Raw genomic sequence first — 18,450 nt, forward strand, 5'->3', positions numbered from 1 at the left:
GTGGAGACACTGATGGATACGTCCGTTGCCCGTCCCGAACTGCTGCTGGTGGCCGATGCCGTAGCGCGGGAAAAGTCGATCGATCGCGAGGAAGTGCTGGAAGCGATGGAGCAGGCCATCCAGAAGGCCGGCCGCGCCAAATACGGCCATGAAAAGGACATCCGCGCGACCATCGACCGCAAGACCGGCGATGTGCGCCTGTCCCGCTGGACCGAGGCGGTCGAGGCGGTGGAAAACGAAGAAACGCAGATTCCGCTGTACATCGCCCGCAAGTTCAAGCCGGAAATCCAGCTTGGGGAATACCTGATCGACCCGCTGCCGCCCATCGACTTCGGGCGCATCGCGGCCCAGACGGCCAAGCAGGTGATCGTCCAGCGCGTGCGCGAATATGAACGCCGCCGCCAGTTCAATGACTTCAAGGACCGCGTGGGCGAGATCGTCAACGGCACGGTCAAGCGCACGGAATACGGCAACCTGCTGGTCGAGATCGGCGATGCCGAGGCCCTGCTGCGCCGTGACGAACTGATCCCGCGTGAAAGCTTCCGCAATTCCGATCGCGTCCGCGCCTATATCTACGACGTGCGCGACGAACCGCGCGGCCCGCAGATTTTCCTGTCCCGCACGCATCCGGCCTTTCTGGCCAAGCTGTTCGCGCAGGAAGTGCCCGAAATCTACGATGGCATCATCGAGATCAAGGCCGTGGCCCGCGATCCCGGCTCGCGCGCGAAGATGGCCGTCATCTCGCGTGACGCCTCGATCGACCCGGTCGGCGCGTGCGTGGGCGTGCGTGGCCGCCGCGTGCAGGAAGTGGTGAAGGAACTCCAGGGCGAGAAGATCGATATCATCCCGTGGAGTCCGCAGGCCGCGACCTTCGTCGTCAACGCCCTTGCCCCGGCGGAAGTCAGCAAGGTGGTGATGGATGAGGAAGCCGGTCGCGTGGAAGTCGTGGTTCCCGATGACCAGCTCAGCCTCGCCATCGGGCGGCGCGGGCAGAACGTGCGCCTTGCCAGCCAGTTGACGCGGTGGGACATCGACATCCTGACCGAGGCCGAGGAATCGGAACGTCGCCAGGAAGAATTCCGCCGTCGCAGCAACCTGTTTGTCGAGGCGCTGGACGTTGATGACGTCATCGCCGGGCTTCTGGTGACCGAAGGCTTCCACTCCATCGAGGAACTGGCCTTCGCGGACGCCGATGAACTGGCCAACATCGAAGGCTTTGACGAGGACGTGGCCAGCGAGCTGGTCCGTCGCGCCGAAGGCTTCCTTGCCGGTCAGGAAGAGGAGCTGGACAACAGGCGGCGTGAACTCGGGGTGGTGGATGACATCGCCATGCTGGGCGTGTTCACCAACCAGATGCTGGTCACGCTGGGTGAGAAAGGCGTGAAGACGCTGGATGACCTGGCCGACCTTGCCGGTGACGAACTGGTCGAGATTCTGGGCAGCGACGCCATAGATGAGGACGCGGCCAACGAAATCATCATGGCCGCGCGCGCGCACTGGTTCGAGGGTGACGAAAATACCACGCAAGAGGAGACGTCCGACGTCTGATCAGGGTCATCCCCACGCGGAAGACGCAGGCGACATGGCCGACGAGGAACGCGGCCCGCTGCGCCGCTGCGCCGTGACGCGGCTCCGTCTGCCCAGGGAGGAAATGGTCAGGTTCGTCATTTCCCCCGACGGAGTCGTGATCCCTGATCTTTCCGCACGTCTGCCCGGACGGGGAATTTGGTTGAGCGCACGCGCGGATGTGTTAGAAACGGCACGCACACGTGGCGTCTTTGCCCGCGCGGCACGGGGAAGGGTTGTTATTCACCCTGACCTGACCCATCTTGTGGAAGACGGGCTGCTGCGGCGCATGATGGATGTCGCGGGGCTGGCACGGCGGGCCGGGCAGATTGTCTGCGGTTTCGCCAAGGTGCGTGAGTGGGTTGTGGGCGGTCGCGCCGGTCTGGTGATCCAGGCGGCCGATGGCAGCCCCGACGAGAGGAAGAGAGTTTTGTCCGGTGCACGGGACCTTCCGGTTACGGTTGTTCCTACGGCATCGGGTCTGGGTGCGGCATTTGGCCGCGACCATGTTGTTCATGCAGCCATGCTGCATGGTGAACTGGCGCGCCGTTTCCGTATCGAGAGTGAACGTTTTGCGGGTTTGTCCGGCAGGACTGGCCCGAATTCGGCGGAGCGGTCCGTCGGACGGTGTGAACAGGCGGGTACATGAGCGAAGGCAACGATCAGGATCAGGGTAAGGGACGCTTGTCCCTGCGGCCGGCGGGCCGGAGGGAAGTCGGACGGACGGTGGATGCCGGTTCCGTGCGGCAGAGCTTCAGCCATGGTCGTTCAAAGGTGGTTCAGGTCGAGGTGCGCAAGAAGCGCGGGGCCGGGGCTGCGGGTAGCGGATCGGGGCCGGCTGGCGGCCGCGCCGGTGGGCGGGGCGGTCGTGCCCTGACGGCGGCCGAACTCGCGACCCGTCAGCGTGTGCTGGACGAGCAGCGGCAGGCGGCCATCCAGCGGGAAAAGGATCTGCGCGAGCAGGAGAAGATCACGATCCTCTCCGCCGCGGAAGAAGCCCGCAGGCAGGAAGAGGAAAATGCCCGCCGCGCCGAGGAAGAGGCCCGCGCACAGGCGGATGCCGCCGCGGCCGAGGAAGCCCGCAAGCGGGAATCCCGCAGCGCGGAGACGGCGGAGGCCGCCGAGCCGGCCGAGCCTGCTGGCCCGGTTGTCTCGTCCGTGCCGATTCCCGGTGAGGTGACGCTCGCGCCGCCGATGCAGCGCCTGCGTCCGCTGGCCGAGCGGGCGATCATGCCCGCCCAGCCCGTGCGTCCGTCACGTCCGGCAGGTGGTGGCGCGGCATCCGCGCGCACGGCCGGAGCCGGTGCGGCCGCCGGTGCGGGCGAGACCCTGCGCCTGCGTCCGGGCCGCGCGGAAGGGGGCGAGGAAGAACGCCGCCCCAGCCGCCGCCCCGGTAGCGCCACGCCCAGCCGCCGCCCGTCGGGTGGCGCGAAGAAGAACAATGACAGCCGCCGCGCGGGTCGTATCGACGTGCAGGCCGCGATCGAGGGGGATGACGACAAGACGCGTTCGCTCGCCTCGGTCCGTCGCCAGCGTGAACGTGAGCGCCGTCAGGCCGAACTCGAACGCCTGCGTTCCGATCAGGTCCGCGTGGTGCGCGACGTTGTCCTGCCCGAGACCATTACGGTGCAGGAACTCGCGAACCGCATGGCCGCCCGTCAGGGTGAAGTCATCAAGGCGCTGATGAAGATGGGCGTCATGGCGACGGTCACGCAGTCGCTTGACGCGGATACGGCTGAACTCATCGTGCAGGAATTCGGCCATCGCGTACGCCGTGTGGCGGATAGCGATGTCGAGATCGGGATCGAGGGGATCGAGGACCGGGCGGAAGACCTCAAGACCCGTCCGCCGGTCGTGACGGTCATGGGTCATGTCGATCACGGCAAGACCTCGCTGCTCGACGCGCTGCGCACCACCGATGTCGCCACTGGCGAGGCCGGGGGCATCACCCAGCATATCGGCGCGTATCAGGTCACCCTCGCCTCCGGGGCGCGGATCACCTTCATCGACACGCCGGGCCATGAAGCCTTTACGGCCATGCGTGCCCGTGGCGCGTCGGTCACGGATGTGGTCGTGCTGGTAGTGGCGGCGGATGATGGCGTCATGCCGCAGACGATTGAGGCCATCAAGCACGCCAAGGCGGCGGATGCGCCGATCATCGTGGCCATCAACAAGTGCGACAAGCCGGGCGCCAATCCCGACCGCGTGCGCCAGGAACTGCTGAACCACGAGATCGTGGTGGAAAGCATGGGTGGCGACACGCAGGATGTCGAGGTCTCGGCGCTCAAGCGGACCGGCCTGGACAAGCTTGAGGAAGCGATCCTGCTTCAGGCGGAAATCCTTGACCTGAAGGCCAATCCCGACCGGGTGGCCGAAGGTTCGGTGATCGAAAGCCGCCTGGACCGTGGGCGTGGTCCGGTTGCGACCGTTCTGGTCCAGAAGGGCACCCTGCGCCGGACGGATATTGTGGTGGCGGGGGCCGAATGGGGCCGCGTGCGCGCCATGATTGATGACCGTAACCGCCAGTTGTCCGAGGCTGGTCCGTCCATGCCGGTCGAAATCCTGGGTATTACCGGGGTTCCGGGTGCGGGCGAGCCGTTCGTGGTGGTGGAAAACGAGAATCGCGCTCGCGAAATCTCCGAGTTCCGCCAGCGCGTGATCAAGGATCGCATGGCCGCTGGCCAGACTGCCGCGCGCGGCACGCTGGACCAGATGCTGGCGCGTATCCAGGCTGGTGCGCAGAAGGAAGTCGCCGTCCTGATCAAGGCGGATGTGCAGGGTTCGGCCGAGGCGCTTGAAGCCACGGTGCAGAAGCTGGAGCATGAGGAAGTCAAGATCCGCGTGCTCAACGCCACCGTTGGCCAGATCACGGAAAGCGATGTGCAGCTTGCCAAGGCATCGGGTGCGATCGTCATCGCCTTCAATGTCCGCGCCACGGCGCAGGCCCGCGAACTGGCACAGCGTGAAGGCGTGGATATCCGCTACTATTCCATCATCTATCAGGTGGCGGATGACGTGGAGCAGCTGGTGCGCGGCAAGATCGCGCCCAAGCATCGCGAGAAGTTCCTTGGTTACGCCGAAATCCGCAAGGTTTTCGAAATTACCAAGGTGGGCAAGGTCGCCGGTTGCTACGTGACCGAAGGCGTGGTCAAGCGTGGCTGTGGCGTGCGCCTGCTGCGTGACAACGTCGTGATCCATGAGGGCGATCTGAGCCAGCTCAAGCGCTTCAAGGATGACGTGAAGGAAGTGGCGCGCGGTTACGAGTGCGGCCTGTCCTTCGCAGGGTATAACGACCTGCGCGAAGGCGATGTGGTTGAGTGTTATGAAATGGAACTCGTCCCGGCATGAGCCGTAATTCATCCAGAAAAGGGATGAGCGAGAGTGGGCCGGCAGGGAAACTTGCCGGCCATGGCGCATCAGGTCCCTCGCAGCGCCAGTTGCGCGTAGCGGAAGAAGTACGCCGGACACTGGCGGAAATGTTCGCCCGCATCGAGTTCCGGGATCCGGAACTGGCCGATGTGCGCATTACGGTAACAGAGGTGCGGATTTCGCCCGACCTGAAGCATGCCACGGTATTCGTGGCGCGTCTGGGCCGGAGCGACGTGGCGGAACTCCTGCCCGCGCTCAAGCGCGTGACCCCGTTCCTGCGCACGCGCCTGTCCCATGCGCTCCGGCTGCGTGGTGTGCCCGACCTGCATTTCCAGCCCGATACGGCGCTGGATTATGCAATGGAGGTCGATAACATGCTGCGCCAGCCGGAAGTCAAACGCGATCTGGACTCCTGAAAAATTTCCGGGCGCCGCCTTTTGAAAACAGCCTTCCGGCTGGTCCATTAGCGGCAAACCAGGTGCGATGAATTTGAAAAGGCCGGTCCGGCATCATGCCGGACCGGCCTTTTCGTCATGTTCCGCGGGTCGCGGCGGTTCAGTTGCGACGTCCCATCAGCAGCAGTTGCGGGTTGCGTTCCACATCGGTGGCAAAACCGCGCAGGGCGGCGGCGGCGGCGGCGAGATCGCGCAGCGACGAATCGATATTGGACCTGTCGGCGGAACTGGGCGCCGTAATGTCGTGCAGTCCGGCCAGTGCGCCCCGGGCCTCGGTCACCGTCTCGTTCGAATTGACCAGCAGGGTATGCAGCTCACCCCCGCGTGCATCGAGCTGCGCCGTGCCGGTATCGGCCAGATGGTTGATGGAGGTCAGGGTCGTATCCAGACGATGGTCAAGATCCCGGATCGCATCGGTCGCGGTGTCCACCGTCACCCGCGTGTGGTCGGATGTGGAATGCACGCTATCCAGCAGCGGTGGCAGATCCTTGTCCAGCCTGTCGGCCAGGGTGCGGATGCTGACCAGCATGCTGTCCGCGTTGTTGGCGATGTTCTTGAGCGGAAGCGCCGTCAGGGCATCGGTCAGCTTCTGCATTTCCGATTCCCGGGCCGGGATTTCGGTCAGCGCGCTCAGGCCGGGATGCAGGCGCGCGGGCACGCCGGGGTCGAAGGTCAGGTCGATTTCTTCCTGTCCCGTGACGAAGCTCTGCATATGCAGTTCCGCGCGCAGGCCGTTTTCAACCAGCTTGGGCAGTTCCCTGGCGTTCAGGTCCTTGCCGTGATCGCCCGCCATATGGGCGCGGTTGGCCTCAAGCTCCAGCGTGACGGGAATATAGGCCTGATGGGTGGCGGGATCGAACTGGACGGTAATGCGTTCCACATGCCCGACCTGTACGCCGTTGAATGTAACCGGCGCCCCCACACCCAGCCCGTTGACCGGACCATCGAACACGACAACGGCCTGACTGGTGGGAGAGAAGGGATGAAATTTTCCAAACAGCGCAATGGCCGTCACACCAAGGAGGGCCCCACCCAACACAAATGCACCGACCGTGGTCTGCCGTTCAGCCATGGTGTTCAGCTCTCCCTAGACGCAGAATAAAAAACATTTGAGGAACACGGTATCCATGCGCCTGTTTGTTACAGGATGGCATCTCATTCCCGGCTGGCAAAGCGGGGTAGGGTGATGGCAGGCATGTGTCCCTCTCAGCTTAAATCTATCACGCGCGCGCGTGGCGGCCAGCCCCCTGGACGGAATGGGGCATTGCCGTGCCTGCGTGCCTCGTCTAAACGCACGGCATTCCCCCCATTGGTGCAAGGTGCCCAGTAATGCGACGCAAACGTGGACGCCCGCTTGACGGCTGGGTTGTGATCGACAAGCCATCAGGCATGACTTCCACCCAGGTTGTCGGGCGCGTGCGCTATCTGTTCGATGCGGCCAAGGCGGGCCATGGCGGCACGCTCGACCCGCTGGCCACCGGCCTGCTGCCCGTGGCGCTGGGCAAGGCGACCAAGACCGTGCCCTATATCATGGACGGCACGAAGCGTTACCATTTCACCCTGCGTATAGGCGAGGCGCGCGACAGTGACGACGCCGAGGGCAGTGTGACCGCGCGCTCCGGCATCCGCCCCGACAACGCGGCGTTCGAGGCCGCGCTGGGCGCGTTCCGGGGTGACATCATGCAGGTGCCGCCAGTGTTTTCCGCCCTGAAGGTGGGGGGCAAACGCTCCTATGACATGGCGCGCGCGGGCAACGCGCCCGACCTGCCGCCGCGCCCCGCGCGGATCGACCGCTTCGAACTGATCGCCCGGCCCGATGCCGATACGGCGGTGTTCGAGGTGGAATCAGGCAAGGGGGTGTACATGCGCGCCCTCGCGCGCGATATCGCGCTGGCCTGCGGCACGGTGGGTCATGTCGCGGCGCTGCGGCGGCTCAGGGTCGGGCCTTTTGATGAATCCGATGCGATTGTGCTGGACAAAATTGTCGCAAGCGCCGACAACGCGCCTGCTCCACCGGATCTGCTCCTTCCGGTCGCGACCGCGCTGGCCGACATCCCGGCGCTGGCCCTGACACGTGAGGAAGCGGATGCCCTGTCATACGGCCAGGCACTTGACCTGGGCGTTCTGGCGGACCGGATGCCGGCGCACACCGACCCCCGCAGCGGGGTCGTGCGTGCAATGGACGGGGCGCGTGTGGTCGGGCTGTGCCGCCCCGTGGATGGCTGGCTGCGATCAGTACGCATGCTGTGAACCGAACCTGAATCTTTAATGGAGAAAACGATGTCGATTACTGCTGAACGCCGCACGGCGCTGATTGGCGAATACCAGACCGCCGCCACGGACACGGGCTCACCGGAAGTGCAGGTTGCCCTGCTGACCGAGCGGATCGTGAACCTGACCGATCACCTCAAGACCCACGCGAAGGATTTCCATTCCCGCCGTGGCCTGCTGATGCTGGTCGGTCGCCGCCGCCGCCTGCTGGACTATGTCAAGCGCAAGGACCAGAGCCGCTACGAAACACTGATCAAGCGCCTCGGCCTGCGTCGCTGATTTGCGACCCCGCGGGAACGCGGTCATAATGCGTTCCCGCACGGCCCGTCCGGGCGCGGGGCATGCCCTGTCATGCCCGTGCCCGGCGCGGTCGGATATTTTCAGGCGTCCATAACGGGCGCCATCAACTCGCTGCCGACGCAACGGCGGAAATGTCCGGACCGGATCGCAGCGTTTCAGGCCACATGGTGTATTGGCGGCGGAGCCGTCATCACTCCATGCCGTCCGAGGCGCTGCCATCATATGTTCCCACGTCCGGCCCGCCAGCATTGCGGCAGTCAACGGACAGGGTTTGTCTGGATGTTCAATTATTTTCGCAAGGAAATCGAGTGGGGCGGTCGTCCGCTGGTGCTGGAAACGGGCAAGATCGCCCGTCAGGCCGATGGCGCGGTGGTTGTCACCTATGGCGATACGGTGGTGCTGTGCACGGCTGTCGGCGCCAAGAGCGTAAAGCCGGGGCAGGATTTCTTCCCGCTTACGGTCAACTATCAGGAAAAAGCCTACGCCGCGGGCAAGATTCCCGGTGGCTTCTTCAAGCGTGAGGGCCGCCCGAGCGAGGCCGAGGTCCTGAACTCCCGCCTGATCGACCGTCCGATCCGGCCGCTCTTCCCCGAAAACTTCCGTAACGAAGTGCAGGTCGTGGCCACCGTGCTGAGCCATGACATGGAAAATGATCCGGCGGTCGTGGCGCTGATCGGCTGTTCGGCGGCGCTGACGCTGTCGGGCATTCCGTTCTTCGGCCCGGTTGCCGCCGCCCGCGTGGGGTACAGCGATGGCGCGTACATCCTGAACCCGACCATTTCGCAGGTCCGCGACAGCGACCTCGATCTGGTCGTGGCCGGAACGGCCGAAGGCGTGCTGATGGTCGAGTCCGAGGCCAGCGAACTGTCCGAGGACGTGATGCTGGGCGCCGTGACCTTCGGCCATGAAGCCTTCCAGCCGGTGATCGACCTGATCATCGACCTGGCCGAGAGTGCCGCCAAGGCGCCGTGGGATCTGGCCGAGCCGACGGCCGAGGAAATCAAGCTGCGCAAGAAGGTGGACAAGGCCGGTCGCGCCCTGATCGCCGAAGCCTACAAGGAACGCGCCAAGCAGGTGCGTTACAAGAAGGTCGCCGCCGCGCGTGAAGCGATCCTCGCCAAGATCGGTGAGGCCGACGCCGACGCCGCCAAGCCGATGATCAAGGATCTGGAAGCCGACGTGGTGCGCACCGAGGTGCTGGACACCGGCTACCGCATCGACGGGCGTGATCTGGAAACGATTCGCCCCATCGTGTCCGAAGTCGGCATCCTGCCGCGCGCGCATGGCTCCGCCCTGTTTACCCGTGGCGAGACGCAGGCGCTGGTTGTCGCCACGCTGGGCACGGCGCAGGATGAGCAGGTGGTGGACGCGCTGGAAGGCGAATACCGCACCAATTTCATGCTGCACTACAACTTCCCCCCCTTCTCGGTGGGTGAGTGCGGGCGCATGGGTTCCCCGGGCCGTCGTGAAATCGGGCATGGCAAGCTGGCGTGGCGCGCCATCCACCCGCTGCTGCCGGGCAAGGATACGTTCCCGTACACCATGCGTGTCGTCTCCGAGATCACGGAAAGCAACGGCTCCTCCTCCATGGCCACGGTGTGCGGCACCTCGCTTGCGCTGATGGACGCGGGCGTTCCGCTCAAGCGCCCGGTCGCCGGTATCGCCATGGGCCTGATCAAGGAAGATGACGATTTCGCCGTGCTGTCCGACATCCTCGGCGACGAGGATCACCTGGGCGACATGGACTTCAAGGTGGCTGGCACCGAGCAGGGCGTGACCGCGCTGCAGATGGACATCAAGATCACGTCCATCACGCCTGAAATCATGAAGATCGCGCTGGGCCAGGCCCGTCAGGGCCGTCTGCACATCCTGGGCGAGATGGCCAAGGCGCTGACCGAAGGCCGTTCGGATGTGTCCTCCTCCGCACCGAAGATCACCACGATCTCCGTGCCGAAGGAAAAAATCCGCGATGTGATCGGTCAGGGCGGTAAAGTCATTCGTGAGATCGTTGAATATTCGGGTGCGAAGATCGATATCAACGATGACGGCACGATCATGATCGCCGCGACCTCCGACGATCAGGCCACAAAGGCCATCGAGCGGATCCGTGGCATCGTGGCCGAACCCGAAGTGGGCCAGATCTATAATGGTAAGGTGGTGAAGACCGCCGATTTCGGGGCGTTCGTGAACTTCCTTGGCCCGCGTGACGGTCTTGTTCACATCTCCGAACTGGCGCAGGGCCGCGTCTCCAAGACGACCGATGTCGTCAAGCAGGGGGACGAGGTGAAGGTGAAGGTTCTGGGCTTCGACGATCGCGGCAAGGTCAAGCTGTCCATGCGCGTGGTCGATCAGGAAACCGGCGCCGACATTACCGAGACAGTGGGCGCCAAGCCCGGTCGTGCGCCTGCCGCGCGCTGATACGCGGCGGCCGGGTCGATAAGACGGTCCGACGCGCAGGGGGCCTGCGGGTTTTTTCCCCTGCGCGCGGGCAGATACATGACGATGGAATGGTGATGAAGCCGATCAATGCGATCCGAATGGGTGGGACGGATATTCTGCCCCTGGTCGAGGGGGGGAAGGGCGTCTCGATCTCAACCGGCATCTCCGCCGGGCACTGGGCCGCAGCCGGGGGGGCAGGCACGGTTTCGATCGTGAATGCCGATTCCTACGATGCCGAGGGCAACGTTATCCCGCAGGAATATCACGGCAGGACGCGGCGCGAACGGCACGAGGAACTGGTCGATTACGCCATTCGCGGCGGTATCGACCAGGCGCGCATCGCCCATGAGATCGCGGGCGGGCGGGGACGTATCCACGCCAATATCCTGTGGGAAATGGGTGGGGCGGAACGTGTCATCAACGGGGTGCTGGAAGGTGCGCCGGGGCTGATACAGGGCCTGACCTGCGGCGCGGGCATGCCGTACCGCCTGTCCGAAATCGCGGCGCGGTTTGGCATCCACTACTATCCCATCGTTTCCTCCGCGCGGGCGTTCAACGCCCTGTGGCGGCGGGCCTATCACAAGGCGGCGGACCTGCTGGGCGCGGTGGTGTACGAAGACCCCTGGCGCGCGGGTGGCCATAATGGCCTGTCCAATACCGAAAACCCGCTGGCGCCGGAGGACCCGTTCCCCCGCGTGCTGGCGCTGCGCAAGCAGATGCGGGCTTTCGGGCTGGATGAGACGCCCATCATCATGGCCGGTGGCGTGTGGTGGCTGGAGGAATGGCAGGACTGGATCGACAATCCCGAACTCGGGCCGATCGCTTTCCAGTTCGGCACCCGTCCGTTGCTGACGCGTGAAAGCCCCATTCCCGATTCCTGGAAGCGCCGCCTCCTGACGCTGAAGAAGGGGGATGTGTTCCTGAACCGCTTCTCGCCCACGGGTTTCTATTCCTCCGCCGTGAACAACGCCTTCCTTGGCGAACTGCGCGGGCGTTCGGAGCGGCAGATTCCCTTCTCGCCCGAGGAACTGGGCGCGCACACCATGGCGCTGGCCATCGGCGCGCGCGGGCGGCAGGTTTACGTCACCCCGACCGACGGGCAGCGCGCGCGGCTGTGGATGGGCGAAGGCTATACCGAGGCCATGCGCACGCCGGATAACACGCTGGTGTTCGTAACCCCGGAAAAGGCGCGTGAGATTCTGGCCGATCAGGGGGCCTGCATGGGCTGCCTGTCGGAATGCCGCTTTTCCAACTGGTCGCAGCGTCCCCCGTCCTATTCCAACGGGCACAAGGCGGATCCGCGTTCGTACTGCATCCAGAAAACACTCCAGGCGGTGGCGCATGCCCATGGCCCGGACCAGGATGAGGTCATGGACCATAACCTCATGTTCGGCGGCACCAATGCGTGGCGCTTCGCGACCGATCCGCTTTACGCCAATGGCTACGTGCCCAGCGTGAGCGAACTGGTGGAACGGATCATGACCGGGCGCTGACCCCCCGGTGGAGTGACAAAAAAAGGCTGGCTCCGCAGGGATGCCAGCCTTTTTTTACTGATGGCGCAGGATGCGGCTCAGTTCGCGGCGGGCAGGCAGCGCTCCCGGAACAGGGCGAACGCCAGCGCGCGGTGGCTTATGGTGTTCTTTTCCGCATCACTCATATCGGCAAAGCTGCGCGTGCCGGTGCCGGGGGCGAAGATCGGGTCATAACCGTGACCGTTTTCACCCTGTGGCGGCCAGATGACATGCCCGTCAATCCGTCCCTCGAAGCTTTCGGTGCGGCCATCGGGCCAGGCCAGGCACAGGACGGAGATAAACCAGGCGCTGCGGTCGGGATTGTCTGCCATGCGGTCATGGATACGGCGCATGGCGTCGGGATAATCCTTTTCCGGCCCTGCCCAGCGGGCCGAGAAAATGCCCGGCGCGCCCCCCAGCGCGGCGACGCAGAAGCCCGAATCATCAGCCAGCGCGGGCAGGTTGGCCGCCCGTGCCGCCGCCAGCGCCTTGAGTGCTGCATTGCCGGTGAAGCTGTCCGCCGTTTCCTCCGGCTCGGGCAGGGACAGTTCACCGGCCGATACGACACGGATGCCATACCCGGCCAGCAGGGCCGCGAATTCGGCAATCTTGCCCCGGTTATGGGTGGCGAGGACCAGCGTGTCCCCACGGCTCAGGCGGTTGGTGGGGGTGTTCATGCCGCGAGCGCCTGCTTGACCGTGGTGGTCTGGATGCGGAACAGCTCCGCCGTGCCCATGCGCGCCAGCCGCATCAGCGCGTTGAACTGGGCTTCGGTAAAGGGGTCTTTTTCCGCCGTGCCCTGAATCTCGACAATCCCGCCATCGGCGGTCAGGACAAAATTGGCGTCGGCCCCGGCGGTGCTGTCTTCGGCGTAATCAAGGTCGAGGACCGCCCCGTCCCCCGTCAGCCCGCAGGAAATGGCGGCCACCTGCCCCCGGAGCGGGAGTGTGGCCAGCGCCCCCTCGCGCACCAGCTTGTCCAGCGCCAGACGCAGCGCGACCCATGCGCCGGTAATGGCGGCGCAGCGCGTGCCGCCATCGGCGTTCAGCACGTCGCAGTCCACCGTGACCGAGATTTCGCCCATGGCCTTCAGATCCGTCACCGCGCGCAGGGAGCGCGCGATCAGGCGCTGGATTTCCTGTGTGCGGCCGCTCTGTTTGCCTTTCGCGGCTTCGCGCCCGCCACGGGTATGGGTCGCGCGGGGCAGCATGCCGTATTCCGCCGTGACCCAGCCCTGGCCCTTGCCACGCAGGAACGGGGGCACGCGGGTTTCGATACTGGCGGCGCACAGGACTTCGGTCCCCCCCATGCGGATCAGGGCTGAACCTTCCGCATGGCGGGCGAATCCGGTCTGGATGGAGACGGGACGCAGGGCGTCGATGGCACGACCCGATGGGCGCATGGGGGCTAACTCCGCATTGTGATGGGGCGGCATAACCCGCAACCCGTTCCTATTGCCAGTCCCGCGTGGGCAGGGAAAGGAATGATCTGCTATAATGACGTGCCTGCGGGCTCTCCGCGGGGCAGATGACTGTGTACAGGAGGCATGGCGATGGAAACCCGATCCCCGGCATCACGGCCCGCCCTGTTATCGGGACTGGACGCCCGTTCCGCCGCGATCCTGCACGAGATCGTGGAACAGTATGTCGAAACGGGCGAACCCATGGGGTCGCGCACGCTGTCGCAGCGCCTGCCGCTGTCGCTTTCGCCCGCGACGATTCGCAATGTCATGGCGGACCTGACCGATGCGGGGCTGCTGTTCTCGCCCCATGCCTCCGCCGGTCGCCTGCCGACGGAAAAGGGGGTCCGGCTGTTTGTCGATGGCCTGCTCCAGTTCGGCAGCCTGAGCGAGGAGGAACGCGAGAGCATCTCGGGCACGCTGGATGTAAAGGGCCGTTCGCTGGAGGACATGCTGGCGCAGGCGTCTTCCATGCTGTCGGGCCTGTCTTCGGCCGCGGGGCTGGTCATGGCCCCCAAGAGCGACAGTTCCACCATCAAGCATATCGAATTCGTGGCGCTGGGCCCGGGCCGCGCGCTGGTGGTTCTGGTCAGCGCGGACGGGCAGGTGGAAAACCGCGTGATCGAGACGCCCGTGGGTCTGCCGCCTTCCGCGCTGGTGGAGGCGGGCAATTACCTCAACGCCCACCTGTCCGGCCAGACCCTTGACCGCCTGCGCGAGACGGTCAGCAACGACATGACCGCCAACCGCAATGAACTCGATCACCTGACGGCGGAAGTCGTGGCCAGCGGCCTTGCCACATGGAGCGGGGCGGATGAGCGCGGCGGCACGCTGTTCATTCGCGGGCAGGGCCGCCTGCTGGCCGATGTGACCGAGATCGAGCGCCTGACCACCATCCAGATGCTGTTCGAGCGGCTGGAAACGCAGGAAACCATGCTGCGCCTGCTCGATCTGGCCCGTGAGTCCGAGGGGGTGCGCATTTTCATCGGCGCGGAAAGCGGGCTGTTCGGCATGGCGGGCATGTCGGTCGTGGTCGCGCCCGCGCGGACGGACAGCAACCGCATCGTGGGGGCGATTGGCGTGATCGGGCCAACCCGCATCAACTATGCCCGCATCATTCCGGTTGTGGATTATACCGCGCGGGTGATCGGCCGCATGCTGGGCTGAAATGCGCCGTGGGCATGCAACCGCGCTTTACCGCATGTCATTATATTTCCGTATGGAGATGTTGCCGTATGGAGGGCGCCCGCGATGGCGCCGGTATGGCAGTGGCGCGCCCGGCCCGGCATGCGGTCCGGCCCCCGGCGCGCCTGAAGCTGGAAGGAAAATGACATGCCCACACCCGATGCAAGGCGGTCCGGATCGTTCATGATCGGCGGTGACCTGGAGGTCACGCGGCTGGGGTTCGGGGCCATGCGGATTACCGGGCCCGGCATATGGGGCGATCCCCCCGATCGTGCCGCAGCGCTGGCCACCCTGCGCCGCCTGCCCGAACTGGGCATCAATCTTGTCGATACGGCGGATGCTTACGGGCCCTTCGTCAGCGAGGACCTGATCCGCGAGGCGCTGCATCCCTATCCCGACACCATCATCGCCACCAAGGGCGGCCATACGCGGCATGGACCCAATATCTGGAAGCCGGTGGGTAATCCCGACTATCTGCGCCAGTGCGTGCTGATGAGCATGCGCAGGCTGGGTGTCGAACGCATCGATCTGTGGCAACTGCACCGCGTGGGGGCCGACTGCACGCCCGAACAGCAGTTCGAGGCGATCGCCACCATGCGCGCGCAGGGGCTGATCCGCCATGTCGGGCTGTCGGAGGTCACCGTGGAGATGGTCGAGCGCGCGCGGCTCTATTTTCCCGTCGCCACGGTCCAGAACCGTTTCAACCTCGTCAACCGTTATTCGGAAGATGTGCTGGATTACTGCACGCGGGAGAATATCGGCTTCATCCCATGGGCGCCGCTTGCCGCCGGTGGCCTGACCAGGGGGGATACGCTGCTGACCCGTCTGGCGCGCGAGAAGGGTGTCCAGCCCGGCCAGATCGCCCTTGCGTGGCTGCTGCGCCGCGCGCCGGTGATGCTGCCCATTCCCGGTACGGGCAACCCGGACCATGTGGCCGACAACGCCGCCGCCGCCCAGATCGTGCTGAGTGACGAGGAATTCCGCCAGCTTGATAACGATGGCCGCGCCGAATGGGCCCGCCAGAACAATGTGGGCGCGGGAAGACGTTAAGAAGCTGAATGACCATAAACTTTTGATAAAAAAAGAATAAAACTTTTTGGGTGCCGCCTTTTTTTTTAAAGGCGGCGTCTTTGCGGAGCCCTCTGGAAAAAAGCTTTCCCAAAACGTCTCCACAGGTTTCGGATACGCGCGGGGCAGGATCAGGGGCGACGGCGGTGGCGGACAATGCTAGACAGGGGACTTCGACACAGAACGGCCCTTTTCTTTCCCTACTGGATACCGGATGACGCTTGCTGACGGATCAGGCCGCGATGGCCGGATGGATGAACCCTCCCGGTCGGGTGCTGGTGGCCCCCGTCGTCCCCGCTACCGGATGGTGCGCTGGCTGGCCGGCACCACGCTGGCCGTGGTGCTGCTGGGCGGCGGCGTGGGGGGCGTGGTGGCGTGGCGCGAATATGAACGCCTGAGCGAGGGCCTGCCCACTGTCGATGGCCTGCGCACCTACCAGCCGCCGGTGATGAGCCGCCTGTATTCCGGTGAGGATCAGGTCATGGCCGAACTGGCGGCCGAGCGCCGCATATTCGTGCCCTACAGCGCCATTCCCGTGCGCGTGCGCAGCGCCTTCCTTGCCGCCGAGGACCAGAAATTCTTCACCCATGGCGGGGTCGATCCGCTGGCGATCCTGCGCGCGGGCGTGACCGACATGATGATGCACGGCACCAAGCACCGCCCCATCGGGGCGTCCACCATCACGCAGCAGGTCGCGCGCATCATGCTGCTCGGCTCGAATGCGGTGTCGATGGACCGCAAGATCAAGGAAGCCCTGCTGGCGATGCGGCTGGAGCAGACGCTGGGCAAGGAACAGATTCTCGAAATCTACCTCAACGAGATCTATCTGGGCGAAGGCGCCTACGGTATCGGCGCCGCGGCGCAGACCTATTTCAACAAGCCGCTCGACCAGCTTGACAATGCCGAGGCCGCCTTTCTGGGCGCGCTGCCCAAATCGCCCACCAACTATAACCCGCACCGCTTCGTGCAGGCGGCGACCAACCGGCGCAACTGGGTGCTGGACCGTATGGCCGACCTGCACGACATCACCCCCGAGGAAGCGCGCGCCGCCCAGCAGGAACCGCTGGTCCCGGCCAATTTCACCCGCCCCGGCCCGGTGCCCGGCTCCGAATGGTTTGCCGAGGAAGTCCGCCGCGAACTGATCGAACGCTACGGCATCGGCACCACGATGGAAGGGGGGCTTTCGGTCCATACATCGCTTGATTCCCACCTGCAGCAGGCGGCCACCACGGCGCTGCGCGAGGGCCTGATGCGCTATGACCGCGCGCATGGCGGCTGGCGCGGCGCGTTCACGCATATCGACGCGGCCGACGTGGGCGGGGACTGGGCGGGCATGCTTGCGCATGTAACGCCGCCGCCCGCCATGCTGGAACAGTGGCGCGTGGCGGTGGTGCTGTCCGCCGCCACGGGCCGCGTGGGCTGGCTGGAAGGGCATGATCCCGCCGTGCCCCATACGGGGGAACTGCCCGCGCGCGAGCGTGCGTGGATGCATACGGGCAAGGGCTTCCAGACCGGCGATGTCATCATGATCGAGCCGCTGGCCGCTGGCGGCGGCGTGGCCGTGCGGCAGGTGCCGCAGGTGGAGGGTGCGCTGGCCAGCGTCGATGTCCGCACCGGGCGCGTCGTGGCGATGGTGGGGGGGTGGTCGTTCAAGGCCTCGCAGTTCAACCGCGCGACACAGGCGGCGCGCCAGCCGGGTTCGTCGTTCAAGCCGTTCGTCTATCTGGCGGCGATGGAAAACGGGATTTCGCCGTCCCAGAAATTCGATGATTCACCTGTAAGCTACGGCGAATGGCACCCCAATAACTATGAAAAGGATTTCTGGGGCCCCACCACGCTGCATGACGCGCTGCGTGAATCGCGCAATCTCGTCACGATCCGCCTCGCCGCCCAGATCGGCATGAAACCCGTGGCTGGTCTGGCGCAGAGCCTTGGCCTTGTCCACTCCATGCCGCTGGTGCTGCCCGCGGCCCTGGGCGCGGTGGAAACCACCGTAATGCGCGAGGCCGGGGCCTATGCCACCATCGCCAATGGCGGCCGGCTGGTGACGCCCACCCTGATTGACGACATCAAGGACCGCAATGGCAACGTCCTGTGGCGGCCCGAGGGACTGGCATGGCAGCCCGACGGCGCCCCCGCGACCGGGCCGCAGATGGCCGATACCCGCCCGCAGGTCGTCTCCGCCGCCAGCGCCAGCCAGATCGTGACGATGATGCAGGATGTCGTGCGCCGGGGCACCGGCGTGCATGCGGGCGCGGGCATCGACCGCCCCATCGCGGGCAAGACCGGCACCAGCCAGGATTTCAATGATGCATGGTTTGCCGGTTTCTCCCCCGATCTGGTGACGGTGGTGTGGATCGGGTATGATACCCCGCAATCTCTGGGCAAGAACGAGACGGGTGGCGTCATTGCCGGTCCGATCTGGAACCAGGTGATGAAGGTGGCGCTGGCCGACCGCCCGCGTCTTGACTTTCCCGTGCCCGAAGGCGTGCAGCTTGCCCGTTACGATACGGGCATGGGCATGGCGATCGATGCCTTCAAGCCAGGCCAGGCGCCCGGCGTGAGCGTCGATCTGGGGGCGGGGTCCGGCACGGCGCTGACCGCGGCGGATACCGGGGCCGAGAACATGCCTGATTCCGAGAATGACATGGCGGCCAGCCCCGGCAATCCCGCCGCCCCTGTCGCGGGGGCGACCTCGGCGGGGCAGCCCGTGGTCCCGTCCGGTCCGGTCGTGGCCCCCGTTTCCGGGGGTGACATCGGCATGGGCGGGCTGTATTGACGCCCATTGCCGGGCATGACGGCGTGCATGCCCGAACAGTTTACCGTT

At 65.3% G+C, this 18,450-nt stretch carries 14 protein-coding genes; 11 read left to right on the forward strand and 3 right to left on the reverse strand.

Annotation, left to right across the window (positions count from 1 at the left end; all coding sequences use genetic code 11):
* Positions 1–12: 12 nt before the first annotated feature.
* From nusA to rbfA, 4 genes are read left to right on the forward strand one after another with little or no spacing between them, the layout of a single operon-like run.
* Entirely contained in the window at positions 13–1,548 is a 1,536-nt protein-coding gene (gene nusA / locus LDL28_RS09870; RefSeq protein ID WP_233058388.1) for a transcription termination factor NusA, read from the forward strand.
* Positions 1,508–2,215: an RNA-binding protein gene (locus LDL28_RS09875; protein ID WP_370636303.1), complete on the forward strand. Its 708-nt coding sequence runs from the start codon at positions 1,508–1,510 to the stop codon at positions 2,213–2,215. The genes nusA and LDL28_RS09875 overlap by 41 nt, the downstream gene beginning before the upstream one ends.
* Complete coding sequence (gene infB / locus LDL28_RS09880; RefSeq protein WP_233058390.1) at positions 2,212–4,914, forward strand: translation initiation factor IF-2; 2,703 nt, start codon at positions 2,212–2,214, stop codon at positions 4,912–4,914. Before LDL28_RS09875 ends, infB begins: the two co-directional genes overlap by 4 nt.
* A gap of 23 nt (positions 4,915–4,937) precedes the next feature.
* Positions 4,938–5,351 (forward strand): 30S ribosome-binding factor RbfA, encoded by a 414-nt coding sequence (gene rbfA, locus LDL28_RS09885; protein WP_370636384.1) that lies wholly within the window; start codon positions 4,938–4,940, stop codon positions 5,349–5,351.
* A gap of 139 nt (positions 5,352–5,490) precedes the next feature.
* Here rbfA and LDL28_RS09890 read toward each other — a convergent pair whose 3' ends face one another.
* Positions 5,491–6,462: an MlaD family protein gene (locus LDL28_RS09890; protein ID WP_233058392.1), complete on the reverse strand. Its 972-nt coding sequence runs from the start codon at positions 6,460–6,462 to the stop codon at positions 5,491–5,493.
* Between the two features lie 257 nt (positions 6,463–6,719).
* Between LDL28_RS09890 and truB the strand changes: the two genes are divergently transcribed.
* The 4 genes from truB (at position 6,720) to LDL28_RS09910 (ending at position 11,893) form a co-directional block, all read left to right on the forward strand.
* Positions 6,720–7,640, forward strand: a complete 921-nt coding sequence (gene truB, locus LDL28_RS09895; protein ID WP_233058393.1) for a tRNA pseudouridine(55) synthase TruB — start codon at positions 6,720–6,722, stop codon at positions 7,638–7,640.
* A gap of 30 nt (positions 7,641–7,670) precedes the next feature.
* The gene (gene rpsO, locus LDL28_RS09900) at positions 7,671–7,940 is read left to right on the forward strand and encodes a 30S ribosomal protein S15 (RefSeq protein ID WP_025812833.1); all 270 of its coding nucleotides are present in this window, start codon (positions 7,671–7,673) and stop codon (positions 7,938–7,940) included.
* A 300-nt stretch (positions 7,941–8,240) separates the two neighbouring features.
* Positions 8,241–10,379 carry a polyribonucleotide nucleotidyltransferase gene (gene pnp / locus LDL28_RS09905; protein ID WP_233058394.1) on the forward strand — a complete coding sequence of 713 codons (2,139 nt, stop codon included), beginning with the start codon at positions 8,241–8,243 and terminating at the stop codon, positions 10,377–10,379.
* A 95-nt stretch (positions 10,380–10,474) separates the two neighbouring features.
* On the forward strand, positions 10,475–11,893 hold the full coding sequence (locus tag LDL28_RS09910) for a nitronate monooxygenase family protein (RefSeq protein ID WP_233058395.1): 1,419 nt from the start codon (positions 10,475–10,477) through the stop codon (positions 11,891–11,893).
* A gap of 77 nt (positions 11,894–11,970) precedes the next feature.
* Here the strand turns inward: LDL28_RS09910 and rdgB are convergent, their stop codons facing one another.
* Both rdgB and rph read right to left on the reverse strand, forming a co-directional pair.
* Positions 11,971–12,588, reverse strand: coding sequence for an RdgB/HAM1 family non-canonical purine NTP pyrophosphatase (rdgB, locus tag LDL28_RS09915; RefSeq protein ID WP_233058396.1), 618 nt, complete (start codon positions 12,586–12,588; stop codon positions 11,971–11,973).
* Positions 12,585–13,313 (reverse strand): ribonuclease PH, encoded by a 729-nt coding sequence (rph, locus tag LDL28_RS09920; RefSeq protein WP_233058397.1) that lies wholly within the window; start codon positions 13,311–13,313, stop codon positions 12,585–12,587. Before rph ends, rdgB begins: the two co-directional genes overlap by 4 nt.
* 144 nt (positions 13,314–13,457) lie before the next feature.
* Between rph and hrcA the strand changes: the two genes are divergently transcribed.
* From hrcA to LDL28_RS09935, 3 genes are all read left to right on the forward strand, one after another.
* On the forward strand, positions 13,458–14,537 hold the full coding sequence (gene hrcA, locus LDL28_RS09925; RefSeq protein WP_370636305.1) for a heat-inducible transcriptional repressor HrcA: 1,080 nt from the start codon (positions 13,458–13,460) through the stop codon (positions 14,535–14,537).
* Between the two features lie 165 nt (positions 14,538–14,702).
* The gene (locus LDL28_RS09930) at positions 14,703–15,605 is read left to right on the forward strand and encodes an aldo/keto reductase (RefSeq protein ID WP_233058399.1); all 903 of its coding nucleotides are present in this window, start codon (positions 14,703–14,705) and stop codon (positions 15,603–15,605) included.
* 232 nt (positions 15,606–15,837) lie between these two features.
* Positions 15,838–18,402, forward strand: a complete 2,565-nt coding sequence (locus LDL28_RS09935; protein WP_233058400.1) for a penicillin-binding protein 1A — start codon at positions 15,838–15,840, stop codon at positions 18,400–18,402.
* Positions 18,403–18,450: the final 48 nt, after the last annotated feature.

This window comes from Komagataeibacter sp. FNDCR2, from assembly GCF_021295395.1.
In the GTDB taxonomy this organism is placed as follows: Bacteria; Pseudomonadota; Alphaproteobacteria; order Acetobacterales; family Acetobacteraceae; genus Komagataeibacter.